The sequence below is a fragment of the Lutimonas saemankumensis genome (assembly GCF_020171465.1).
Classification (GTDB): Bacteria; Bacteroidota; Bacteroidia; order Flavobacteriales; family Flavobacteriaceae; genus Lutimonas; species Lutimonas saemankumensis.
Map to the genome: position 1 here is coordinate 156,365 of NZ_JAIUZR010000003.1, position 23,994 is coordinate 180,358.

Sequence of the window (23,994 nt, forward strand, 5' to 3'; positions counted from 1 at the left end):
TTAGGATTTAATAATCGAATATAGATCACCGATTTTTTCTAATTAATTAAGTATTGAAATATTATGAGTAAAAATGCAAAAAAGAATTCAATTTCCAGGAGGGATTTTGTAAACAGAACCTTGGCTGCATCGGCAGGGTTTACTATCGTCCCTTCATTCGCAGTTAGCGGATTGGGGCATGTGGCACCAAGTGATAAATTAAATATTGTTGGTGTAGGTGTTGGTGGAATGGGCCTAAGAAACCTGAGAAATTTAAGATCTCAAAACATTGTGGGTCTTTGTGATGTTGACTGGAAATACGCAAAAGGATGTTTTGATGAATTTCCTAAAGCCAAAAAATACTGGGATTTCCGTAAGATGTATGAAGAAATGGAGAATGAGTTTGACGCGGTAGTCATTGCCACTGCGGATCATACCCATGCGATTACTGCGGCACATGCTATGACCATGGGAAAACATGTTTATCTTCAGAAGCCTTTGACGCATTCCGTCTATGAATCGAGATTGTTGACAAAACTAGCAGCAAAGCATAAAGTAGCAACACAGATGGGTAACCAGGGAGCTTCCGGGGCGGGAGTTGCTGAAACCTGTGAAATTCTTTGGAGCGGAGCCATTGGAGATGTGGTAAAAGTAGAATCCTTTACGGACAGACCCATCTGGCCACAAGGATTGAATACACCTGAGAATGTAGATCCGATTCCGGATACCTTAAACTGGGATTTATTTACCGGGCCAGCAAAAATGCGTCCGTTCAACGAAGTTTATCATCCATGGAACTGGAGAGGATGGTGGGATTACGGAACCGGGGCATTAGGTGATATGGCATGCCATATCCTTCACCCTGTATTTGAAGGATTAAAACTGGGCTATCCTAGCAAAGTTCAGGCGAGCTCATCATTATTGTTGAATGATTCAGCTCCTGTTGCTCAATCAGCAAAACTGACCTTCCCTGAAAGAGGCAGTGTTGGAAAAATCAATTTACCTGAAGTGGATGTTCACTGGTATGACGGAGGAATCAAGCCTGAATTACCGGATAACTGGCCGGCGGGTAAAAACCCGAATAAAAGCGGAGGAGGAACCTTCTTCTATGGTACAAAAGACATACTTCATACGGGATGTTATGGTGTTGAGCCAGAATTGATGTCTGGTAAGAAAATTTCAATACCAAAAACTGAAAGAAGAGTTGAAGAGGAAATGGGCCTTTCATGGAACAACGGAGCACATGAAATGGACTGGGTAAGAGCCTGTAAGGAGAGCCCGGAGAACAGAACTCCATGTACTTCTGATTTTGCTGAGGCAGGGCCTTTCAATGAAATGGTTGTTATGGGCGTATTGGCTGTTAGACTTCAGGACCTTAACAAGACACTTGAATGGGATGGAGAGAATATGAAGTTCACGAATATTGGATCCAATGAAGAGATCAGAAATGTTATTAAGGACGGTTTTGAAATTCATGATGGACACCCAACTTTTAACAAGGATTATACGAAGCCCATGAATGCCCTTGCGTATTCTGAAGAGTTAGTAAAACACACGTATAGAGATGGTTGGGAATTGCCACCTATGCCATAATTCAAAGTAATTAAGAATATTTAATATTATTTTAATACAGATCATATACTGAACCTTTGATTTTGCGATGATGTAAAATTCAGGGTTCAGTATTATAAAAAACAAAACGATAATTTAATACAACCAAAATTCAAATAAGATGAAAAAAAGAATTTTTGTTCTTGCACTGGGAATTGCCACAACAGCTTTTATGGTAAGTTGTGGAGGAGGTGCCAAGAAAGAAGCAACTACTGATGAAGCAACTGAGGTTAAGGAAGTTGCCGCCACAGAGGAAGCAGCACCAAATACCTTGACCGAGGCCGAGAAAAATGATGGCTGGGTCCTGTTGTTTGACGGAACAACTTCAACAGGATGGCGAGGATATGGGAAGGAAAGTTTTCCAACAGCCTGGCAAATTGTTGACGGGACAATTCATATGATTGGTTCCGGAAGAGGTGAAGCAGGTGATAAAGAAGGAGGAGACATTATTTATGACAAGGAATTTCAGAATTTTACTTTAAGTCTTGAGTGGAAAATTTCGGAAGGTGGAAATTCAGGAATTTTCTATCTAGGTCAGGAAGAACTTGATTTTATTTGGAAAACTGCTCCTGAAATGCAGATTCTTGACAATGAAAAGCATCCGGATGCGGCTTTAGGTGTTGACGGAAATCGTCAGGCCGGATCGCTGTATGACCTTATTGCTGCAAAGCCTCAGAATGCCAAGCCGGTAGGTGAATGGAATCAGGTGGAGATCACTGTTTACAAAGGAACCGTGGTTCATAAACAAAATGGGGTGAACGTTGTTGAGTACCATTTGTGGACACCAGAATGGAACGAAATGGTTGCCGGCAGTAAATTCCCTGGTTTAAACGAAGACTGGGCTGATGTTGCTTCAAAAGGATACATCGGATTACAGGATCACGGTGATGATGTATGGTTCAGAAATATCAAGATCAAAGAATTATAATACGGGTCTTACCAATAGCTCAAAAAGACGGCTTTTTAGTCGTCTTTTTTTGTTTTTTATATCTATTATTTTTGTGACTTTAAAAGTTGATGTATTTCATCTAAATGAACCGGAGGATTCGCTCCTTTTTTGCTGGCTACCAGGGCCCCCAGGGCGCAAGCGAATCTCAGCGCTTGCATTTTTGAAGTTTTCATGTGAAGTTGATACACCAGTCCAGCTAAAAAGGAATCGCCGGCGCCAACTGTGTCTTCAACTTCAATTTTCAATCCTTCACAATTGTAAATAGTGTTGTCTGAAAACAGTACGGCTCCCTGAGCCCCGCGCGTTAGACATACAGAAGGGGTTAAAGTTGATTCAGCTAGATGTTTGAGTCCGGATTCCATAGAAATATTTTCAATTCCGAACCAATTGCTCAAAATTTCCAGTTCTTCGTCATTTATTTTTAGCAGGTCAGCCTGATGTAACAGCTTAATAATTGTTTCTTTTGAGTAGTGCGGAGGCCTTAGGTTTACATCGAAAACTTTGAAATTAGCTTTATCCAGCAGTTCTGTAAGGGTGTTTTGACTCCTGGGGTCACGACTCGACAGACTTCCATAGATAAAAACAGAAGCATCTCTTGTTGTTTGCAAAGCCATTTCCGCCTTGCTGATTCGGTCCCAGGCAACAGGATAGTTGATCTGATACGTAGCTGATCCATGGGGATCAAGATCTACCGTTACCATTCCGGTTGGAAGGTCAGGATCAATCTGGACACAGGCTCCGGAAATATCATTTTCTTTCAGAAAAGTTTTGATTTTTTTTCCGAGATGATCTTTGCCGACTCTGCTGATCAGGCTAACTTTCGCGCCCAGGCTACTCAGTCTTGAAGCCACGTTCAACGGAGCACCGCCAATATGTTTACGGTCAGGAAAAATATCCCATAAGGTTTCCCCAAAACAAACTATTTCAGAGGCCATACACTATTTATTTCTCGTTAATAACTTTTCAAGATTTTCCAGTGAAACCCCTTTGGTTTCCGGCATCAGGAAGATCACAAAGAGTAATTGCAGCACCATCATAAAGGCAAAAAAGGCAAACACTGCTCCGGGGCCAATGGTGCCAAACAAAAAAGGTACCGCCGACGGGATCATTGCTGCCAGAACCCAATGGGTACTGGTCCCGAAGGATTGTCCTGAGGCTCGCAGCTGATCAGGAAAGACTTCAGAAATGAAGACCCAGATTACTGTTCCTTGTCCTATGGCATGTGAAGCGATAAACACAAAAAGGAAAATGGGAACCATAAGGCCTTCCCATTCCAGATAAAAGGCCATCGCCACCAAAGACAATGAAAGGATATATCCGATTGAACCGACATACATCAATTTTTTCCTTCCCAGTTTATCGATCAGGGAGATGCCAATCAGGGTAAATACCATGTTGGTTATTCCTATCCCAATACTGCTCAGCAAGGCCGTGCTCTCACCAAGCCCTGCGGCCTGAAAAATTCTGGGTGCGTAGTATAAAAATGCATTGATTCCGGAAAACTGATTGAAAAAGGCGATTAAAAAGGCAAGAATCAAAGGGAACCTGTATTTTTTCATAAAGATATTCTCATTGCTGCTGTGATGATCCTTTTGTGCGTGTTCAATCTCATCCATCAGGATATCAATGTCATCATCGGGATTCAACTTTTGCAATATTGATTTAGCAGATTCTCGTTTCCCCTTTAATAAAAGCCACCGAGGACTTTGAGGCACCGTAGTTACGAGCAAGGTATAAATTAAGGCGGGTATGGCCTCAACACCCAACATCCAGCGCCAGGAATTTTCTCCAAGATTACTCAAAAGATAATTGGACAAAAAAGCAAGAAGAATACCCAAAACGATGTTGAATTGATAAAAGCCTACCAAGCGGCCTCTGTCTTTCGCAGGAGCGATCTCGGATACATATGCAGGGGCGGCAACGGTGGAAGCACCTACTCCTAAACCTCCCAGAAAACGAAACATGGCAAAGGTATAAGGGTCATTAACCAGGGCAGAGCCCAGTGCAGAAACCGTATAAAAAACACCAATCCAGATCAGTGTCTTTTTACGACCCAAACGGTTGGTAGGGATCCCTCCAAACATGGCACCCAGTACCGTTCCCCATAATGCCATCGCCATGACCACGGACCCGTGAAAAACATCTGAAGATTGCCAAAGTTGCTGTAGTTGCTGATCTGCTCCTGAGATCACTACCGTATCAAACCCAAATAAAAAACCAGCCATGGCCACGATAACCGACCAGATAACAATCTTATTCATTTATAAAGTTTCTTTAGTTCAAAGGGAATGAAGATAAGTTATTTATAAGCTTTTTAAAGTCATTTGTCGAATATTTTTTAGATAAAGACCTAAAACAAGGATTTTTGCATAAAAATATTCAGAATTGAAAATCTATGAGCGATAAATTAAAATACACGGAAGCCGGAAAATTTGAAGAAACACGATTTGAAAAGATTCACAATGTAGTTTTTGAAAATTCAGATGTGGCCTCTATTGAGGTTGCAAAGGAGATTGCAGAACTGATCAGAAGCAAACAGGCTGCAAATGAGCATTGTGTTTTAGGACTGGCAACAGGATCTTCACCGATCAAGGTTTATGAAGAACTTGTAAGAATGCATGAAGAGGAAGGATTGAGTTTTAAGAATGTAATTTCTTTTAACCTTGATGAATATTATCCCATGACGAAAGAGAATACCCAGAGTTATTGGTATTTTATGCATGAACACCTTTTTAATCATGTGGATATTTTACCTGAAAACATCAATATTCCGAGCGGTGAGGTAAAACAGGACGAAATCCACCAGTTTTGTATTGATTACGAATTGAAGATCAAGGAAGCGGGAGGCCTGGATTTTCAGTTACTGGGAATTGGTAGAACAGGACATATTGGATTTAACGAACCTGGATCTCATTACAATTCGGGAACGAGAAACATTACGCTTGACCATATAACCCGAGTCGATGCGGGGCCGGCGTTTTTGGGAATTGACCACGTACCGAGAGTAGCCATTACTATGGGAATTGGTACCATCAGAAAAGCAAAAAGAATTGTTTTGCTTGCCTGGGGTGTCAATAAGGCCTCTGTGATCAGAGAAACCATTGAAGGGGAAATAACTGCCGAGGTACCGGCAACCTATCTTCAACGTCATGATAATGTGACCTTTGTTCTTGATGAAGGCGCCTCAACAGAACTGACGCGAGAAAGAACGCCCTGGTTGGTCAAAAACTGTATCTGGACGGATGACCTTACTTTGAAGGCAGTGGTATGGTTGAGCCAGAAATTAGAGAAATCGATTCTAAAGTTAACTGACAAGGATTACAATTTCCACGGGATGTCGAATTTGCTTGTAGAACAGGGATCAGCCTATCAGTTGAATATCAACATGTTTAACAGATTACAGCATACCATTACCGGATGGCCCGGAGGTAAACCCAATGCTGATGATACCAACAGGCCCGAAAGAAATACACCTGCCAGAAAACGTGTGATCATTTTCAGCCCTCACCCTGATGACGATGTGATCTCCATGGGAGGTACTTTTGACAGGCTGGTTGAACAAGGACATGAGGTGCATGTTGCCTACCAGACTTCAGGGAATATTGCAGTTTCTGATGAGGAAGCGTTGAAATTTGCGGAAGTTGCCCTTGAATTGAATGGCAGCGATACAAATTCCAAAAAAATCGTTGCGGACCTCGATGCAAAACAAGAATATGAAATCGATACCAAGGAGGTTCGAAACCTAAAGGGCCTTATCCGAAGAAAGGAATCGGTAGCAGCCACCCGATATGTGGGAATTCCCGATAGCCAGGTGCACTTCCTTGACCTTCCGTTTTATGAAACAGGGAGGGTGAAAAAGAATAAACTGAGCGAGCAGGATGTTACTATCATGAAAGACATCATTTCTGAGATCAAGCCTCATCAGATCTATGCTGCCGGAGACCTGGCGGATCCACATGGCACTCATAAGGTATGTCTGGATTCCTTGTTCCTTGCCCTGGAAGACCTGAAAAAAGAATCGTATATGGATGATTGCTGGGTGTGGTTGTACCGAGGTGCCTGGCACGAATGGGATATTCACGACATCGAGATGGCGGTTCCAATGAGTCCGGACCAGGTATTGAAGAAGAAACAAGCCATCTTCTACCACCAGTCTCAGAAAGACGGGGTCATGTTCCAGGGAGACGATTCCAGAGAGTTCTGGGTACGTGCCGAAGACAGGAACAAAGAAACGGCAAAGAAATACAATAGTCTCGGTTTAGCGGATTACGCTGCATTCGAGGCATTTAAAAGATATCATTATTAAAATTCTATTTGAGTATTTTTTGAAACCGTCCCTCGGAGTAGCTTTTTAAGTAATCTCTGATTGACGGTTTTTTATTTAGCAAACAATTCATTAATTGATAAATATTAATCCATGTTCAAAAAACTAGTAATTACTGTTCTGTTCTTCTCTTTGATTTTAAATTCAGAAGCACAGGAAAATGGGATGCAGGAAGATAAGCAAATCAGCTTAATGCCATGGCCTGAGAAGGTTGAGGTCAAAGCCAGCGGATTCAAAATTGGCAATGATTTTAGCATCTATATTCATGGAGATGTATCGGAAACTTCAAGAATTTACAAGGCGGCAGTTCGATTTATCCGGAATGCCACTGACAAAACAGGTGTTTTTGTGGCAGAAGGCTTTCCGAATACGGATAACATCACTTCGGAATCCGCGAGCCTGAACATTCATTTTGACCAGGAAGCCAAGGTTGAGCAGGGAATCGATGAATCCTATAAACTGAGCGTGGGTTCAGATGGAATTGAGATTCACGCGGTTACGGATATTGGTGCTATGCACGGTCTTTCCTCTTTACTTCAGCTAATTGAGGTCCAGGGAGGTCATTATGAGTTCAAAGGAGTGGAAATTCAGGACAGCCCAAGGTTTGTTTGGAGAGGACTGATGATGGATGTGAGCAGGCACTTTATGCCTGTTGAGGTAGTCAAAAGGAACCTTGACGCGATGGCGCTGGTCAAATTAAATGTTTTTCACTGGCACCTTTCTGATGATCAAGGGTTTAGAATAGAGACCAAGACGCTTCCTGAATTGTATGAAAAGGCCTCAGATGGATTGTATTACACCCAAGAGGAAATAAGGGATATTGTTCGCTATGCAGATGACAGAGGAATCAGGGTGATTCCTGAACTGGACGTTCCGGGGCATGGAACCGCTTTTCTAACCGCGTTCCCTGAATTTGGGAGCAAGGAAGGAATGACCTATAGCGTAGAAAGAAATTCAGGAATCTTTGATCCAACACTTGACCCTACCAATGAAAAAGTCTATGAGTTTCTTGATATTTTATTTAAAGAAGTAACTGCCTTGTTTCCTGATGTTTATTTTCATATTGGTGGAGATGAGAATGCAGGCAGGCACTGGGATGAGAATCCAAAGATCCAGCAATTTATGAAGGAGAATAATCTAAAAGACAATCATGAGCTGCAGACCTATTTTAACATCAAACTTCAAAAGATTCTCGAGAAATACGGAAAATCATTAATGGGCTGGGAAGAGATCATGACCGAAAATATGCCAAAAACAGCTCTGATCCATTCATGGAGAGGTGTCAACGAGGGTATGCAGCCCGGGGAATCTCTGGTTAAGGCCGTAAAGAATGGATATCAAACCATTCTTTCCAATGGCTATTATATTGACCTGATGCTCTCAGTAGAAGAGCATTATGTAGTAGATCCGATGCCCGCTGTAGAGTTGACAAAGGAGCAGTCTGATCGAATCCTGGGTGGGGAGGCCACCATGTGGGCGGAACTGGTAACTCCCTTAACGGTAGATTCGAGAATCTGGCCAAGAACCGCGGCGATTGCGGAACGATTCTGGTCCCCTCAGGAAGTTCGTGACCTGGAGAGCATGCACAACAGACTTGAAGTAGTAAATCAGTACCTGGAACTCATCGGTATAAGAAATCAGCAGGTTCAGGCATACCTGCTGCGAAATATTTCGAATTATCAGGACACACATGCGCTTCGACAACTGGTCAATATCAGTGAGCCCTTTGAAATCTATTCAAGAAATGACGGGGGAACACAGTATCAGACCTATTCACCTTTTACCTTGTTTGCAGATGCCTGTACAGCGGATGCAAAAGACAAAAGAAGGTTTAATAAACTGGTAACAAAATATATAGAAATTCAGGATGCTGCTTCTAAAGAGAAACTTGTATCTATGTTGGAAAGGTATGCATCTATTGAAGGTTCCCTGGAATCAATAGCTTCGGATGCTCCATTGGTTGGAAGAGTTTTACCTTACGCAAAAAGAGTTTCGAATATTGCCACCCTTACCGGGAAAGGACTGGAAGAAGGAATGTTGTCAGCGAGTGATTTGGAAGGGTTAAAAACTTTGTTAGGTCAAAAGGAGGACCCTGCGATAAATCTTGATGTTGAACTCGCCCTTTCCGAGGATTTTCAGAGACTGGCTGAATTTTTAGCTAAATAATCATGTTTATGACTGTGTTAAATAAGAAAATCAGAGTGCTGAGGACCATTGGGTTTTTAGTTTTTTCCCTTTTGGTTTTGGCGGGATATCAGGAGAAAGATAAAAGTCGTGATTTCACGAAAGAAGGTCTTTTTACATCAGGGATCGAAGGCCCGGCAGTGAACAGGGATGGATTGTTATTCGCCGTTAACTTTGAAAGAGAGGGCACCATAGGAGAGGTCAATATGAAAGGAGAAGCCTCTCTTTTTGTTGAGCTCCCCAATGGAAGTGTGGGAAATGGAATCCGATTTGATAAAAATGATAACATGTATATTGCCGATTATGTAAATCACAATGTACTGTTTATTCCACAGGGTAGTAAAGATGTCAGTATTTACGCGCATCACAAGGGCCTGAACCAACCCAATGACCTTGCTATTGCACCCAATGGAATTTTGTATGCCAGTGATCCGAACTGGAAGGAAAGTACGGGTAAACTCTGGAAAGTTTCAAAAGAAGGGTTTGAACTTCTAGAAGAAAATATGGGTACAACCAATGGGGTAGAAGTATCACCCAATGGCAAAACGCTTTATGTCAATGAATCTGTTCAAAGAAGGATATGGAAATATGATATTGATCCTTCAGGCGGGGTGAGTCAAAAAACACTTTTCTATTCATTTGAAGATCACGGAATGGACGGTATGCGATGTGACAATCAAGGTAACCTCTATGTTTGTCGATATGATGCAGGCCAGGTGGTTGTTTTAAGCCCTGATGCAAGACATTTGCGGACAATATTTTTAACAGGGAAAAAACCTACCAATATTGCTTTTGGGGGAAAGGACGGAAGGCAGTGCTTTGTGACCATGCAGGGCAGAGGATGTATTGAAACCTTTAAAGCTGAACATCCAGGCCGAAATTTTTAATATTTTTTTAAATCTCCTTGGCTTTAAATACTTATGAAGCCTTTGTAAAATAAGGAGATTTTCACTTTCGAAATCGATTTCGTTTAAAGTTAGCCATTCATTTAATATTGCGCTTTTTTATTGTTATTTTTGTGTGTTTTTAAAAAGAATATGAAAAGATTTATCAGAAAAGTAGCAGTAATGACATCTGGGGGAGATTCTCCCGGGATGAATGCCGCGATCAGAGCGGTTGTCCGCTCATGTGCTTATTACAAGCTTGAGAGCGTTGGAATATACAGAGGATATCAGGGAATGATCGAAGGAGATATCGTACCGATGACTGCGAGAGATGTGCACCACATTATCCAAAAAGGAGGAACCGTACTAAAATCGGCCAGATCTAAAGAGTTCATGACCATTGAAGGAAGAAAAAAGGCTCATGAGAGCCTTGTTAAACACAATGTTGATGCCTTGGTGGTGATCGGTGGGGATGGATCTTTTACCGGAGGAATGATCTTTAGCCAGGAATATGATTTTCCTGTTATTGGAATTCCCGGAACCATAGACAACGATATTTTTGGAACGGATTTTACGCTTGGATATGATACGGCACTGAATACAGCCATGGAAGTTATTGACAAAATCAGGGATACGGCGAGTTCACACAATCGCTTGTTCTTTGTTGAAGTAATGGGGCGTGATTCCGGATTTATAGCTTTGAATACCGGTATTGGTGCAGGTGCGGAAGAAATATTGATCCCGGAGGAAGACATGGGGCTGGATCGTTTGTTACAATCTCTTGAAAAGAGCAGACGTTCAGGAAAATCATCAAGTCTTGTAGTGGTAGCGGAAGGCGATAAGACGGGTTCAAATGTTTTTGAACTGGCAAACTACGTAGAGAAGAACTTGCCCCAGTATGACGTCAGGGTTTCTGTTCTGGGTCATATGCAGCGTGGGGGAGCCCCAAGTTGCTTTGATCGTGTGCTGGCCAGCAGAATGGGTGTAAAAGCAGTAGAGTTATTAATTGACGACCACACCAATAAAATGGTTGGTGTCCAAAATAATCAAATGGTAGCCGTTGATCTTGAAAATGCGGTAAAGGAGCATCATAAAATACCAGCAGAAATATTGAGAATATCTGATATAATGTCAGTATAAATAAATTTAATTTTAAAATAAGTACGAAATGATAAAAATCGGAATTAATGGTTTTGGAAGAATCGGAAGACTTGCTTTCAGAATCGCCGCACAGAGAGAAAATGTTCAAGTTGTGGGTATCAATGATCTTTTAGATGTTGATTATCTGGCTTATATGTTAAAATATGATTCCGTACACGGACAGTTTGACGGAACAGTTGAAGTTAAGGATGGAAAATTAGTTGTTAACGGAAATGAGGTCAGAATTAGTGCTGAACGTAACCCAGAAGATTTAAAATGGGATGAGATCGGAGCTGAATATGTTATAGAGGCTACCGGATTGTTCACCACTAAGGAAAAAGCAGGCCTTCACTTAAAGGCAGGTGCCAAAAAAGTGATCATTTCCGCTCCTTCAGCTGACGCACCAATGTATGTAATGGGTGTGAACCATAAGGAACTTTCAGCTGATGAGGCAATCTTTTCAAATGCTTCATGTACAACAAACTGTTTGGCTCCAATAGCCAAAGTGCTTCATGATAATTTTGAGATCACTGACGGTTTGATGACTACAATTCATGCTACAACGGCAACTCAGAAAACAGTTGATGGCCCTTCATTGAAAGACTGGAGAGGTGGTAGAGCTGCTCTTCACAATATCATTCCTTCTTCAACAGGAGCTGCAAAAGCTGTTGGTAAGGTGATTCCTTCATTGAACGGAAAACTTACAGGTATGGCTTTCAGAGTGCCTACGATGGATGTTTCTGTGGTTGACCTTACTGTAAACCTTGGAAAGAGCGTTTCTTACGAAGATGTTTGTAAAGCTATGAAAGATGCTTCTGAAGGCGAATTGAAAGGCGTGCTTGGATATACTGAAGAATTGGTTGTTTCTCAGGATTTCGTGAGTGAGCCAAGAACTTCCGTTTTTGATGCCAAAGCAGGTATTGCCCTTACCGATACTTTTGTAAAAGTGGTATCATGGTATGACAATGAATACGGTTATTCAACCAAGATCGTAGATCTTCTTGAGTACTCAGCTTCTTTGTAATAGAAAGAAGCTAAAATTTGAAAAGCTGCCTCATCCGGGGCAGCTTTTTTTTGCTTAAATAGCAAGATTCCCGAATTTTTATTTTCCTAATATTTGTCAGCTTTTGTGTTAAATGTTTTCATAAATTTACCTTAGTTAAAATTTAACGAAAACTTTTTATACTAAGTTATTGAAATCCAGCATTGCAAATGGTGGATTTTAAGTGTTAATTATGTTCATTAATTTCTAAATATTGTTTTATGGCAAATACTAAAAAAATAAAAGGCGTTATCGCTATTCTGACCGGCGGGGGAGATGTACCCGGCCTGAACCCTGCAATTCGTGCAATTACTATTCGTGCCAATCGGGAAGGGTATAAGGTTCTTGGGCTGCGCCGCGGATGGGCTGGAATTACCGAACTGGTAAGAGATAAAAAGGCTGATAACAGCAAATGTTATATGGTCCTTACCAATGATATCGTCAACAAAGCGGGCCGTACCGGAGGAACTTTTTTACATTCATCACGTACGAAGCCGAGTAAAATGCCAAAAGCACATGTTCCGGAGCATTTAAAGGACTCCTATAATAAAGATTTTAATGACCTGACACCGGAGATCATCAAGAACCTGGAATGGCTGGGAGTAGATTACCTGATTCCAATTGGTGGAGATGATACCCTGAGTTATGGGGTACGTTTGTATAAAGAAGGAGTTAAGGTTGTTGCCATACCCAAAACCATGGACAACGACGTACCTGGTACGGATTACTGTATAGGATTTAGTACCTGTGTGACCCGTACCATACACATGACCAATAACCTCAGGACATCGGCAGGATCACATGAAAGAATCCTCGTTATGGAAGTGTTTGGGCGTTATGCAGGATTTACCGCCATGTTACCGGCGATGGCCGGATCGGCAAACCGCTGTGTGATACCTGAATACCAGTTTGACATCAATCATCTTACCGAACTTCTGGTGCAGGACAGAAATGACAACCCAAGTAAATATTCCGTGGTCCTTGTATCTGAAGGCGCCATGTTTAAAGGAGGAGAAATGGTGTTCCAGGATTCTGAAAAGGACATGTTCGGACATGCAAAACTGGGGGGAATAGGTGATCTTATTTCTTCTGAGATCAAGGCCCTTTCTGCCAATTACAATCATGGTAAAACCATCAATATCATTAATCAGAAACTGGGATATCTCGTGCGTGGAGGAGATCCGGATGCGGTTGACTCTATTGTGCCAATGGCCTATGGTAACCTGGCTCTGGATCTGATTCTTGGAGGATTCCATGGCCGCCTGGTGGTTTTGAAGAACGGTCGATATGACGATGTACCTTTAGATGTGGTAACCAACTCTAAAAAGATCGTGAATGTTGATAAATATTACAATATTAAACGTTTAAGGCCTCATTATAATAGATTCGAAATGAAGCCGATGTTCCTGATGGCGGCTGACAGCTGATCGAGAAATAAATATTATTTCATTACAGAAAATAGGAGGGTTCGCGGGATCAAACACCTGCGGACCTTTCTCATTTTTAATTATATTTGATTTGATGAGCGATGTAAAGATCATAGAATGTCCAAGAGATGCCATGCAGGGGATAAAAAGTCATTTTATACCTACCGCCGCCAAGGCAAGATATATCAACGCTTTATTGAAGGTGGGTTTTGACACGATCGATTTCGGAAGTTTTGTTTCTCCTAAAGCAATACCCCAGATGCGCGATACGGCAGATGTTTTATCGAGGCTCGATCTATCTGAAACCTCGTCCAAATTACTTGCCATAGTTGCCAATACACGTGGAGCTGAAGATGCAAGTAACTTTGAAGAGATCGATTACCTGGGCTTTCCTTTTTCGATTTCGGAGAATTTTCAAATGAGAAATACAGGGAAAACCATAGATCAGTCCTTAGGGACCCTGGAGTCTATAATTAACCTGGCGGATAAAAACCGGAAAGAAGTCGTGGCCTATTTATCTATGGGATTCGGAAACCCTTACGGGGATCCCTGGAATGTTGAGATCGTGGCTCAATGGACAGATACACTTGCCGGCATGGGGGTAAGAATCCTTTCTTTATCTGACACTATCGGGGTAGCAGATGGTGAGGTGATCGGGTATTTGTTTAAACACCTTATACCAAAATATCCGGAGATCGAATTCGGGGCGCATCTGCATACGAATCCGGGCCATTGGCATGATAAGGTTGATGCGGCGTTTCAGGCGGGATGCAGAAGATTCGATGGCGCCATTAAAGGTTATGGTGGTTGTCCTATGGCTAAAGATGAATTGACAGGTAATATGCCCACCGAAAAATTACTGACCTATTTTACAACACATAAAGTGTCTACAGGTATCAATCCACTTAGCTTTGAAACCGCATTCAATGAAGCTTTGAATATTTTTTATTAAAAAATCAGACTTTGGAACTATTTGACTTCGTCAAAGGCACCTACCGCTGCACCGATAATTCCGGCTTCATTTTTGTTCTCTGCGGGAATAATCCGGGTTCTGATCTTAATCTCATCTTTGAACTTATCCATTTTTTTACTGGCGCCCCCACCAATAATGAAAAGATCCGGTGAAAGGATCAACTCAATATGTTTGAAATATTTATTGAGTCGTTTCCCCCATTTTGTATAACTCAGGTCTTCTTTTTTTCGTATCGAATCGGCTGCATATTTTTCAAAAGGCTCTCCTTTATATGTAACATGGCCCAGTTCAGAATTAGGAATTAACGCTCCGTTGAAGAAAAGGCCTGAACCAATTCCCGTACCCAGGGTGATCACGGCAACCAGGCCATCCTTGCCTTTTCCCGCACCAAAATGCATTTCAGCTTCAGCAGCAGCATCAGCATCATTGATAACGGTAAATTCCAGACCCGTAACACTTCTAAACAATTCATCTGCCTGAACACCTTTCCAGTCCGGATGTAAATTTCCTCCACTTAAGCATTTACCATGGGATAAAGGTGTGGGAAAACCAGCGCCAACCTCTCCTTTCCAGTTGAAGTGATCAACGATTTGATGAACCACTTTGGCCACTTCCCCTGGCAGGGCCGGCCTGGGTGTAGGCAATCTGAATTTTTCTGTGAGCAGGTCTCCGGTTGTTGTATCAACAATTGCACCTTTGATTCCGCTTCCTCCTATGTCAATACCCAGTATTTGCATAATAGTATGTTTATTTGATTCCTGTTAAAGGGATTCAAACTTACTAATTAAATTCTAGAATTTACAGTATTTAAAAAAATGATAGATCAACAAAAAAAACCCTTTCAGAAAATTGAAAGGGTTCTAAAGATTTATAAAGACCTCTGTGTTTTCTTAAGAAGTTCTAAAAATGGATTCCAACACCAATTCCACCCGCAGCCGTGGTACCTCCTCCAATTTCAAGGATAAGTCCCCAAGTATCGTTGAACTTATACTCTGCACCTGCGTGAAGATTTAAGCTGAAATCATCTTTATTGTCATCTCCTGATACCACAAATCCGGCATCCACACCACCCCAGATGTCCCAAGGCTCAGCGAGTTTGAACAATCTGTCGAAATAATAATCACCTCGGGCTCCAATGGCGAGGTCGTTTTTACCACTAAACCAGATCCTGGCCTCAGGGGAAACAGTAATATCAGGGTGGACCTGAAATTCATAATTTGCAGAAATACTCGAGTTATCCCCAAATTTCACAAATACATTCAGTACATTTCCGTGATTTTCCTGGGCAAATGTTGTGCCTGATACTGCCAGAAACAAGCCTGCAACTAACAGTAAAGTGTAAAGATTTTTCATAATTATGTTTTTGATTAAGCAAAGTAAATATAACCAATTAATTTATTCCGAGGTGTAATTATTTAATTCATTAGTGTCTTTTTCTAATAAAGGCGAAAATATAAAACCTTAAAAATCAAATACATAAATAATGATTTTCTGAATACCGTTTAATGGATTAATTAAATAGTGAACAGTATGGGAATGAAGTAGAGGTAGGGAACCAGCCGGTAGGACTTCGTTTTATATTCTTTGTAGACCTGTCCGAAATTTTTAAGCAGAAACCGTTCTTCCAGTTTAATTTTAAGAAGGAATACAGCTACTAAAGTCAGATAGAACAATAGATTCAAAATAATAGGCTCATAAAATACGATAACGCCAAAAAATAGAATGAGTCCCAAATACATAGGGTTTCTGATAATACGATAAGGGCCATTGGAAACAAAAACGGCATTTGATTTTACTTCGGGCTGTACATTGAACCTACCCGGTTTCATTACGATCACGGCCCAAATACATAAAGATGCCGCAAATACCTGAACAAATAAACCAAAACCACTTACCAGGATTTCCGTGAAAAAGGCAAAATAAAAAAAACATAAAAACTGGAGTAAAACCAGAATTTTAGAAAGTGTTGACATTTGTTAAAAATAGGTTTTTTTTTCAATATAAATTGGATGGGAGGCCCTCAAAACATGATATTTGTCATCTTATTTAAAATTATTCTAAATAAGCCATTGTGGAACCAAAATTTCACTTTACATTTGCCTCAGATATATCTAATTTGTAATTAATCTAAATAAGAATAACAAAAGATACCATTATGAAATGGAAATTGTGGGGTGCTTTGGTCTTGTTGACCACAGTATCATTTGCCCAACAGGATACCAAACAGGATTCCTTACGAGTAATGAACAGAATTGGATATAACAATGCAAGTAAGCTTACCATTGGGGGGTACGTTCAAATTGATTATAACGAACCGGATGGAGCAGCCCCGGGGAAACTTGATGTTCACAGACTTGTGATGTTATTCGGATATAATTTTAACGAAAAAGTTAGTTTTTTAACTGAAATTGAATTTGAACATGTGAAAGAGGTTTATGTAGAGCAGGCTTTTGTGAATTATAGTTTCAATACCGCCTTCAATCTTCGAGGTGGTTTGATGCTTGTGCCTATGGGATACGTCAACGAATACCACGAACCACCTGTATTCTACGGGGTAGAACGTCCCGGACTGGACAAATATGTAGTACCAACAACCTGGCGTGAACTGGGAATTGGTGCCACGGGTAACCTTCAGGATCTTTCTCTACGTTATCAGGCCTATATATTTAATGGTTTTATCTCCTATAAGGATGGAGAAGGAACTTTAAGAGGTATTGACGGACTGAGAAAAGGAAGGCAGAAGGGTGCAGAGTCTGTGATTCACAACCCAAACCTTTCTTTTAAATTAGATTATTATGGCGTTCTGGGCCTTAAAGTTGGATTTGCGGGGTATTTTGGAGAGACGCAATCAGATGATCCATCTGTTGAAAATTCAACGGTAGGGGTTGCCATGATTGGTCTTAATGCATCTTACAGATACAGAAGTTTAGACTTTAGAGGCCAGTATATCTATTCAAGCCTTTCAGGAACCGAGGAATACAATGAATTAACAGGAAAGGACCTGGGTTCCAAAATGGACGGTTATTATATCGAGGCTGCCTATGACTTTATGCCTTTGATCAACCGTAATTCAACGAAACAATTATCACTTTTTTCAAGATATGAAGCTTATAATACCCATGCAGATACTGCAGGTGACCTTGAAAAAAATAAAGCCTTTGACAGAACAGACATTACTTTTGGATGTGACTTTAAAATCGCCCCTGGAGTAGCTGTTAAAGCTGATTATCAATGGAGAACTGACGCACAGGATGGTAGTGACAGAAGTAACCTGTTCAATGCCGGTGTCGGAGTAATGTTCTAAAAATACTATCTTTGCCCTTTCTTTTTATATGAGAAGAAGGGGCTTTAATTTATATGAGAAGTTTTGCTTACATACTAACCTTTCTTTGTTTGAGTTCATTCGCGGATATTCCAAAGAATTACCAGAAAAAGATCGACAAGGAAATATTCAGCATTTTTGAGATTGAAACCTACAAAAAGGAATTGGTTGTTATTGATGCTGCGGTACTGGAGCAAATGAATGGGGAGTTTGATTCGAATAGTTTCTTTAAAATTGTTGAACAAGAGGAACACCTGGGCTATTTTTATTTTGGAACGGCACCGAGTAAGGCTGATGTTTTTGATTACGTGGTTATCCTTGACAAGGATCTTATCATCAAAAAGATCAAAATACTTGCTTATCGGGAAGACTGGGGAGGTGAGATAACCAGTAAGCGATGGTTAAAGCAGTTTGCCGGAAGTAACCCAGAATCTTCACTCAAATACGGAACGGATGTAATGGGAATCTCGGGGGCCACCATCTCAGCACGTTCAATGACCAATGCTGTTAATTCTTTATTACTGAATCTATCAAAATTACAAGATTAACTGAAGTATGAAGATAAGAGGAGTAATGGCATCAATGCCCAGAAAGTTCAGGTTGTTTGTTATTTGTTTTGTTCTCATTCTTAACGTTGGTTTCTTTACAGGTTTCAGTTTTGTGCGGGTTACAACTTCTTTAAATTCTCAGGGTATCGAGCAAAATTATCTTGGAAATGAGGACGATGAAAATGCAGAAGTCATGCATTTTAAGAAATCGGAGCGGGAGATCCTTACCCTGATCCATAATCATGTACTTTCCCTTTCACTTATTTTTTTCATTCTTGGCATCTTGCTCTACATGTGCAAGGTTCCGGATCGGCTGGTTTCCATATTGATGTTTGAACCTTTTTTGTCTTTGTTGCTGACCTTTGGAGGCATTTATATTTTGTGGAAAGGAGTTATCTGGTTTAAATATGTGATCATGGCATCTGGATTTGCCATGGTACTGTCTTTGATCCTTATGAGCACATTGGTTATTAAATGCTGTTTACACCCTGAAAAAGAAGTTGTTTAAGGCTATTTCAAGTGTTTAACAATCATATGTTTTTTCAATCCGATTATTCGTCGTAAATTTGCACGCAATTAAATTTTAATTGCGTTCTATGACTACTCCCAAAATTTTGCTTGAAGGACTTACTTACGATGACGTATTGCTTGTTCCTGCCTATTCAGAAGTTTTACCACGTGAAGTAAATATTCAAACCAAATTCACGAGAAATATCACCATAAATTCTCCTATCATTTCAGCGGCTATGGATACGGTTACCGAGGCTGATATGGCCATTGCCATGGCAAGAGAAGGAGGTATCGGTATCCTTCATAAGAACATGACCATTAAAAAGCAGTCAGCAGAGGTCAAAAAAGTGAAGCGTTCGGAGTCCGGTATGATCATTGATCCAATTACATTGACAAAAGATAAAGATGTGGCTTATGCCAAGTCATTGATGCGTAAGTACAAGATAGGTGGGATCCCTGTTGTGAATGAATCAGAAGAATTGATTGGTATCATTACGAATAGAGACCTTAGATTTGAATTTAATAACAACCGGCTGGTGGGAGAGGTCATGACCTCTGAGAATCTGATCACGGCCAAAGAGGGTACCTCTTTGAAACAGGCCGAAATGATCTTACAGGATCATAAGATTGAAAAACTGCCTGTTGTAAATGCTGAAGGTAAACTGGTAGGACTTATTACGTATAGGGATATTATCAAGGTAAGCGAGAATCCAAATGCAAACAAAGATTCTTACGGAAGGCTTAGGGTTGCAGCGGCCATAGGAGTTACAGGAGATTCAATTGAAAGAGCGACTTCCCTGATTCAGGAGGGTGTTGATGCCCTGGTGATCGATACGGCACACGGACACAGCCAGGGAGTTGTCAAAATATTGAAAAAGATCAAATCTATTCATTCTGATACCGATATAATTGTTGGAAATATAGCCACTGCTGATGCGGCGAGATTTTTAGTCGAAGCAGGTGCTGATGCCGTTAAAGTTGGTATCGGGCCAGGATCCATATGTACTACTCGTGTTGTAGCTGGTGTTGGTTTTCCTCAATTGTCAGCTGTTATGGAAGTTGCCGATGCTATCAAAGGGACAGGGGTACCTGTAATTGCCGATGGAGGGATCCGTTATACCGGAGATATTCCCAAGGCTATTGCAGCAGGTGCCGATACGGTGATGCTGGGATCTTTACTGGCAGGAACCAAGGAATCTCCGGGAGAGACCATAATATTTGAGGGCAGAAAGTTCAAATCTTACCGGGGAATGGGATCTATTGAAGCCATGCAAAAAGGATCTAAGGACCGTTATTTTCAAGATGTTGAGGACGACGTAAAAAAGCTTGTTCCTGAAGGAATTGTGGGCCGTGTACCTTATAAAGGAGAGGTTTACGAGACCATGCATCAGTTTCTGGGTGGATTACGGGCAGGAATGGGTTATTGCGGAAGTGCCACCATTGAGGATCAGAAAAATGCCAGGTTCGTCAGAATTACTTCATCGGGTATTTCAGAGAGCCACCCACATAATGTGACCATTACCAAGGAGGCTCCTAATTATTCCAGAAGATAAGTTTTCCGGAAGATAAGTTTTCCCAGGAATCAATACTGATGGGAAAACACTGAGATACGCTAAAATATAGAATTAACGTCTTCGACGCCTGCTTCCTCCTGAGGATCTTTTCTTTCTTTTTGGTTTAAAATCGTCTCTTTTCGATTTGTAATCGTTGCTTCGCGATTTGATGGTGTTCTTTCTGCCGTAACCTTTTGAGGACCTTTTGTTTCTGCGGCCCTTTGGTTTGGAGGTCACTTCTACAATGACACTTCTGTTGTTAAATTCAGCGTCATTCATTCTTTCAAGCACATCCTGAGTGAAATCTTTGTCGATTTCAAAGAATGAGAAACTTTTAAGGATTTCAATCTGGCCTATTTCAACATCTCTTTTCCTTAGGCATTCGTTTATCAGGCCGATAAGGCGGGCGGGAGTTAGGTTGTCCATCTTGCCCTGATTGATATAAAACCTTGTCAGGGATTCGTCGCCGGGCTTTTTTCTATCAACAGGATCGTCATTATTGTTGAGATCCCTCGCACCTTCATAATAAGATAAAAACTGGTTAAACTCAATGGACACAAATCTTTTGATAAGCTCCTCTCGATCCAATTCATGCAATTTTTCATAAATATCCGGAAGATAATCCTTGATCTCTTTTTCATTCACTTCGATATCATGGACCTTGTCGATCAGTTTAAATAACTGACTTTCACAGATTTCTTTACCATTGGGCACGAGCTTTTGAACAAAATTCTTCTTGATCTTTCTTTCTATGGGTTTCAGTTTGTTTCTTTCCTTGGCAGTGATAATGGCTATAGAGATTCCTTTTCTACCTGCTCTTCCTGTCCTGCCACTGCGATGGGTGTAATTTTCGGTCTGATCCGGAAGTTTAAAATTGATCACGTGCGTCAGATTGTTCACATCAAGACCCCTTGCCGCTACATCGGTCGCCACAAGGATCTGAAGATTTTTATCCCTGAATTTCTGCATGACCATGTCGCGTTGGGCCTGGGACAAGTCACCGTGAAGGGCATCAGCATTGTAACCGTCTTTGATCAGTTTTTCGGCGATGTCCTTGGTCTCTCTTCGGGTACGACAAAAAACAATGGAATAAATATCCGGATTCAGATCAGCGATCCTTTTTAAAGCCGGGTACCGGTTTCGTTCTGTGACCTGAAAGAACTGATGCTCTACACTGTCTGCACCTACATTTTTCTGACCCGCAGACATTTCTACAGGATCCTTCATATAGTTTCTTGCTATGGCCTCAACCTCTTTGGGGAAAGTAGCCGAAAAGAGCAAGGTCTGTTTGTTTGAAGGAGTTCCTTCCAGAATTCCATCGAGTTCCTCTTTAAAACCCATGTTTAGCATTTCATCTGCTTCGTCCAGTACGAGCCATTGAATGGTTTTTAAATTAAGGACCCTTCTGTTGATCAGGTCAAGAGTCCTCCCCGGGGTTCCAACTACTATCTGTATTCCTCTTTTTATGGACCTGATCTGCTCTTCTATATTCGCTCCTCCATAAACCGCCAGTGTATTTATTCCTTTAAGATTCATTGAGAACTCATTGATGTTCTTGGCAATCTGAATGGCCAGTTCCCGGGTTGGAGACAAAATAATAGCCTGGGTTTTTTTATTTTCCGGATCGATCTGCTCAAGGATAGGTAAACTGAAGGCGGCGGTTTTACCGGTACCAGTCTGGGCAAAAGCCTTTAAGTCCTTTTTCGATCCAAGGATCTGTGGAATGGAAATTTTTTGAATTTCAGTGGGTTGCTCATAACCTAAACGGGTCAGGGAGTCAACGATGGCCTGGCTTAATCCAAGCTTGGCAAATACCGACATATACTATTTTTGCAAAACGTCATTTGATTCTAACAATTTGGTTTACAAACAAATACTACGTTTTATGTTTAAAGAATTTGCAAAAATACGGCTAATTTAACGAAGTATACTATAAATCAGTGTTTATTCATTTTTTTAAGATAGTAATTCAGATTACTATCAAGAAAGAAAACATAACCGTTTTCAACTTTCCCTTCATAGTTCACAATGATGGTACGTGCCATATCACCTTCATACCAGGAATAGGATTCGGAATGCTTTGGAAGTATGAACTGAGTTTCTGAAGGCAGTTTTTTACTTTCAATAAACTCTTTCCATTCCTGATCCGATGTATTTCTTTCAATTCCTATAAATACGATTTCAGGGTGATGCTTTTTCAGGTAATGAAGCTTCTCGGTTAATAGCTCTCTTTTCCCAAGATCTTTAGGCCAAAAATAGATCACTGCGTTCGAGTTTTCAATAAGGGAATTGATCTCAACAGGCGCATTGTTATAGTTGTAGGCCATAAGCTGAGGCATCTGATGTCCGGCAGAAACCTTTTCCTTTTGAGCAATAGATTTCTTAAGGTCTTCTTTATAGACTTCGTCTGTGCAATTCTCAAAGAAGTAGGCATAAATCTTTTCTTCCTCCTCCTCGGTTAAATATTTATTGGATAAGGACCCCCAAACTCCTTTGGCCAGCAGAGAGTTTCTGAAATCTTCAACATGGATCCGGTCATCCACGATCTTCATCAGTTCGAGTTCGAATATCTTGTTATCCGGATCTTTCATCTTTTCATCATGTGCCAGGTTGTACAGGAATGTGTTGATAAATGCCAGGTTCCAACCGTAATCAAGTAAAGATTCATCATTGAGCTCGATCTTTTTTCTGTAATCATAAAAACCTTCACTCAATTCAGGCGCCTTTTTAAGATTCAGGGCACGTTTATGGTTGTAGGCATATCTTTCTTTGTAGAAATAAAAAGGCACATATATACCTGTTTTCACCAGTTTATCAAAAAATTCAGATGGAGGTTCTTCTTCCAGAGAGAGAAAATTATTGTATTTGTCAAGCTGGTCCTTTATACCTTTTTCAATGACTTTCTCAAACTCTTCCTCGTTTAGCCTGTAATTTGATTTGAACCCTTTTTCAGTTCTTTCCTGTTCCAGATAAAGATTGATCAGGTAATTATTTTTTGAGCTTCCCTTACCACTAAAAATCAGCGATTCGTCAAAGTCCCAGGTGTTAAGATAAATAAGCAGGCTGTCCTTTGGTTCTAGATAAAGGTATTGAAATTCTGCACCATGTTTAAAGGTGTACAATCCTGTTTCGAGTGAATCCAGTTTAAAGGAGAATTTGTTGTGGCTGTCCAGTCTTGCGGAATCAAGAATTTTCTTACCCTCATGAAAGTACACGTATTTGCCTTTCGGGTTCTTGATCTTTCCTCCAAAATAGGTTGCTCCATCTTCCTTGTTGCTGTTGCAGGCAACAAGGGAAAGGATCATTCCCATCAATATGAACAGATTGAATGGCTGAGAAAAGTAATTTTTTTTCAAATAATTTATTTTAGACATGATAAACAAATGTAGTACAATCCCTTTCTGTGCCTTGTTAATGTGTTGTTAAAAGTTTTCAATAGAAAGGTTAAATAATGTTTTTGAATCTTTAATATTTGTTAGTATTTGTTAAGGCCTGTAAATGATAAAATTAACTTAGGTCAATGATAGATATATCTCTCTATTTTACTT

General features: G+C 40.7%; 20 protein-coding genes. 13 read left to right on the forward strand and 7 right to left on the reverse strand.

What is annotated here, in order from left to right:
• Positions 1-63: 63 nt before the first annotated feature.
• A complete protein-coding gene (locus tag LCM02_RS02055; RefSeq protein WP_224926654.1) occupies positions 64-1,572 on the forward strand; it encodes a Gfo/Idh/MocA family protein in 1,509 nt (502 codons plus the stop codon).
• A gap of 139 nt (positions 1,573-1,711) precedes the next feature.
• Positions 1,712-2,518, forward strand: coding sequence for a 3-keto-disaccharide hydrolase (locus tag LCM02_RS02060; protein WP_224926655.1), 807 nt, complete (start codon positions 1,712-1,714; stop codon positions 2,516-2,518).
• A gap of 65 nt (positions 2,519-2,583) precedes the next feature.
• On the opposite strand, the gene LCM02_RS02065 is transcribed toward LCM02_RS02060, so the two are convergent.
• Together LCM02_RS02065 and LCM02_RS02070 are read right to left on the reverse strand one after the other, a co-directional pair.
• Positions 2,584-3,474, reverse strand: coding sequence for a carbohydrate kinase family protein (locus tag LCM02_RS02065; protein ID WP_224926656.1), 891 nt, complete (start codon positions 3,472-3,474; stop codon positions 2,584-2,586).
• Positions 3,475-3,477: 3 nt separating this feature from the next.
• Positions 3,478-4,800: a sugar porter family MFS transporter gene (locus LCM02_RS02070; protein WP_224926657.1), complete on the reverse strand. Its 1,323-nt coding sequence runs from the start codon at positions 4,798-4,800 to the stop codon at positions 3,478-3,480.
• A gap of 134 nt (positions 4,801-4,934) precedes the next feature.
• On the opposite strand from LCM02_RS02070, the gene nagB reads away from it, so the two are divergent.
• The 7 genes from nagB (at position 4,935) to LCM02_RS02105 (ending at position 14,492) form a co-directional block, all read left to right on the forward strand.
• The gene (nagB, locus tag LCM02_RS02075; RefSeq protein WP_224926658.1) at positions 4,935-6,845 is read left to right on the forward strand and encodes a glucosamine-6-phosphate deaminase; all 1,911 of its coding nucleotides are present in this window, start codon (positions 4,935-4,937) and stop codon (positions 6,843-6,845) included.
• Positions 6,846-6,956: 111 nt separating this feature from the next.
• A complete protein-coding gene (locus tag LCM02_RS02080) occupies positions 6,957-9,029 on the forward strand; it encodes a beta-N-acetylhexosaminidase (RefSeq protein ID WP_224926659.1) in 2,073 nt (690 codons plus the stop codon).
• An 8-nt stretch (positions 9,030-9,037) separates the two neighbouring features.
• Positions 9,038-9,934 (forward strand): SMP-30/gluconolactonase/LRE family protein, encoded by an 897-nt coding sequence (locus LCM02_RS02085; RefSeq protein ID WP_224926660.1) that lies wholly within the window; start codon positions 9,038-9,040, stop codon positions 9,932-9,934.
• Positions 9,935-10,084: 150 nt separating this feature from the next.
• Positions 10,085-11,071, forward strand: coding sequence for a 6-phosphofructokinase (pfkA, locus tag LCM02_RS02090; protein ID WP_224926661.1), 987 nt, complete (start codon positions 10,085-10,087; stop codon positions 11,069-11,071).
• 28 nt (positions 11,072-11,099) lie between these two features.
• A complete protein-coding gene (gene gap / locus LCM02_RS02095; RefSeq protein WP_224926662.1) occupies positions 11,100-12,095 on the forward strand; it encodes a type I glyceraldehyde-3-phosphate dehydrogenase in 996 nt (331 codons plus the stop codon).
• A gap of 239 nt (positions 12,096-12,334) precedes the next feature.
• Positions 12,335-13,540 (forward strand): 6-phosphofructokinase, encoded by a 1,206-nt coding sequence (locus LCM02_RS02100; protein WP_224926663.1) that lies wholly within the window; start codon positions 12,335-12,337, stop codon positions 13,538-13,540.
• A gap of 94 nt (positions 13,541-13,634) precedes the next feature.
• Positions 13,635-14,492 (forward strand): hydroxymethylglutaryl-CoA lyase, encoded by an 858-nt coding sequence (locus tag LCM02_RS02105; protein ID WP_224926664.1) that lies wholly within the window; start codon positions 13,635-13,637, stop codon positions 14,490-14,492.
• 17 nt (positions 14,493-14,509) lie between these two features.
• Here the strand turns inward: LCM02_RS02105 and ppgK are convergent, their stop codons facing one another.
• The 3 genes from ppgK to LCM02_RS02120 all read right to left on the reverse strand — a co-directional run bounded on the left by ppgK (position 14,510) and on the right by LCM02_RS02120 (position 16,486).
• Positions 14,510-15,250, reverse strand: coding sequence for a polyphosphate--glucose phosphotransferase (gene ppgK, locus LCM02_RS02110; protein ID WP_224926665.1), 741 nt, complete (start codon positions 15,248-15,250; stop codon positions 14,510-14,512).
• A gap of 163 nt (positions 15,251-15,413) precedes the next feature.
• Positions 15,414-15,866, reverse strand: coding sequence for a hypothetical protein (locus LCM02_RS02115; protein ID WP_224926666.1), 453 nt, complete (start codon positions 15,864-15,866; stop codon positions 15,414-15,416).
• 161 nt (positions 15,867-16,027) lie between these two features.
• Positions 16,028-16,486, reverse strand: coding sequence for a methyltransferase family protein (locus LCM02_RS02120; protein ID WP_224926667.1), 459 nt, complete (start codon positions 16,484-16,486; stop codon positions 16,028-16,030).
• A 182-nt stretch (positions 16,487-16,668) separates the two neighbouring features.
• Here LCM02_RS02120 and LCM02_RS02125 point away from each other — a divergent pair, with 182 nt between their 5' ends.
• From LCM02_RS02125 to guaB, 4 genes are all read left to right on the forward strand, one after another.
• Positions 16,669-17,817 carry a porin family protein gene (locus LCM02_RS02125; RefSeq protein WP_224926668.1) on the forward strand — a complete coding sequence of 383 codons (1,149 nt, stop codon included), beginning with the start codon at positions 16,669-16,671 and terminating at the stop codon, positions 17,815-17,817.
• 89 nt (positions 17,818-17,906) lie between these two features.
• Positions 17,907-18,383 carry an FMN-binding protein gene (locus LCM02_RS02130; RefSeq protein ID WP_224926669.1) on the forward strand — a complete coding sequence of 159 codons (477 nt, stop codon included), beginning with the start codon at positions 17,907-17,909 and terminating at the stop codon, positions 18,381-18,383.
• A 7-nt stretch (positions 18,384-18,390) separates the two neighbouring features.
• Positions 18,391-18,891 (forward strand): hypothetical protein, encoded by a 501-nt coding sequence (locus LCM02_RS02135; RefSeq protein ID WP_224926670.1) that lies wholly within the window; start codon positions 18,391-18,393, stop codon positions 18,889-18,891.
• A gap of 88 nt (positions 18,892-18,979) precedes the next feature.
• A complete protein-coding gene (gene guaB / locus LCM02_RS02140; RefSeq protein ID WP_224926671.1) occupies positions 18,980-20,446 on the forward strand; it encodes an IMP dehydrogenase in 1,467 nt (488 codons plus the stop codon).
• 72 nt (positions 20,447-20,518) lie between these two features.
• Here guaB and LCM02_RS02145 read toward each other — a convergent pair whose 3' ends face one another.
• Positions 20,519-22,267 (reverse strand): DEAD/DEAH box helicase, encoded by a 1,749-nt coding sequence (locus LCM02_RS02145; RefSeq protein WP_224926672.1) that lies wholly within the window; start codon positions 22,265-22,267, stop codon positions 20,519-20,521.
• 116 nt (positions 22,268-22,383) lie between these two features.
• Positions 22,384-23,802: a hypothetical protein gene (locus LCM02_RS02150; protein ID WP_224926673.1), complete on the reverse strand. Its 1,419-nt coding sequence runs from the start codon at positions 23,800-23,802 to the stop codon at positions 22,384-22,386.
• Positions 23,803-23,994: the final 192 nt, after the last annotated feature.

Coding starts and splice junctions, on each gene's coding strand:
- gap (WP_224926662.1), top strand. CDS start 11,100: ATGATAAAAATCGGAATTAATGGTTTTGGAAGAATCGGAAGACTTGCT.
- LCM02_RS02115 (WP_224926666.1), bottom strand. CDS start 15,866: ATGAAAAATCTTTACACTTTACTGTTAGTTGCAGGCTTGTTTCTGGCA.
- LCM02_RS02080 (WP_224926659.1), top strand. CDS start 6,957: ATGTTCAAAAAACTAGTAATTACTGTTCTGTTCTTCTCTTTGATTTTA.
- LCM02_RS02120 (WP_224926667.1), bottom strand. CDS start 16,486: ATGTCAACACTTTCTAAAATTCTGGTTTTACTCCAGTTTTTATGTTTT.
- pfkA (WP_224926661.1), top strand. CDS start 10,085: ATGAAAAGATTTATCAGAAAAGTAGCAGTAATGACATCTGGGGGAGAT.
- LCM02_RS02055 (WP_224926654.1), top strand. CDS start 64: ATGAGTAAAAATGCAAAAAAGAATTCAATTTCCAGGAGGGATTTTGTA.
- LCM02_RS02060 (WP_224926655.1), top strand. CDS start 1,712: ATGAAAAAAAGAATTTTTGTTCTTGCACTGGGAATTGCCACAACAGCT.
- LCM02_RS02105 (WP_224926664.1), top strand. CDS start 13,635: ATGAGCGATGTAAAGATCATAGAATGTCCAAGAGATGCCATGCAGGGG.
- LCM02_RS02065 (WP_224926656.1), bottom strand. CDS start 3,474: ATGGCCTCTGAAATAGTTTGTTTTGGGGAAACCTTATGGGATATTTTT.
- LCM02_RS02070 (WP_224926657.1), bottom strand. CDS start 4,800: ATGAATAAGATTGTTATCTGGTCGGTTATCGTGGCCATGGCTGGTTTT.
- LCM02_RS02135 (WP_224926670.1), top strand. CDS start 18,391: ATGAAGATAAGAGGAGTAATGGCATCAATGCCCAGAAAGTTCAGGTTG.
- LCM02_RS02145 (WP_224926672.1), bottom strand. CDS start 22,267: ATGTCGGTATTTGCCAAGCTTGGATTAAGCCAGGCCATCGTTGACTCC.
- LCM02_RS02125 (WP_224926668.1), top strand. CDS start 16,669: ATGAAATGGAAATTGTGGGGTGCTTTGGTCTTGTTGACCACAGTATCA.
- LCM02_RS02085 (WP_224926660.1), top strand. CDS start 9,038: ATGACTGTGTTAAATAAGAAAATCAGAGTGCTGAGGACCATTGGGTTT.
- guaB (WP_224926671.1), top strand. CDS start 18,980: ATGACTACTCCCAAAATTTTGCTTGAAGGACTTACTTACGATGACGTA.
- ppgK (WP_224926665.1), bottom strand. CDS start 15,250: ATGCAAATACTGGGTATTGACATAGGAGGAAGCGGAATCAAAGGTGCA.
- nagB (WP_224926658.1), top strand. CDS start 4,935: ATGAGCGATAAATTAAAATACACGGAAGCCGGAAAATTTGAAGAAACA.
- LCM02_RS02100 (WP_224926663.1), top strand. CDS start 12,335: ATGGCAAATACTAAAAAAATAAAAGGCGTTATCGCTATTCTGACCGGC.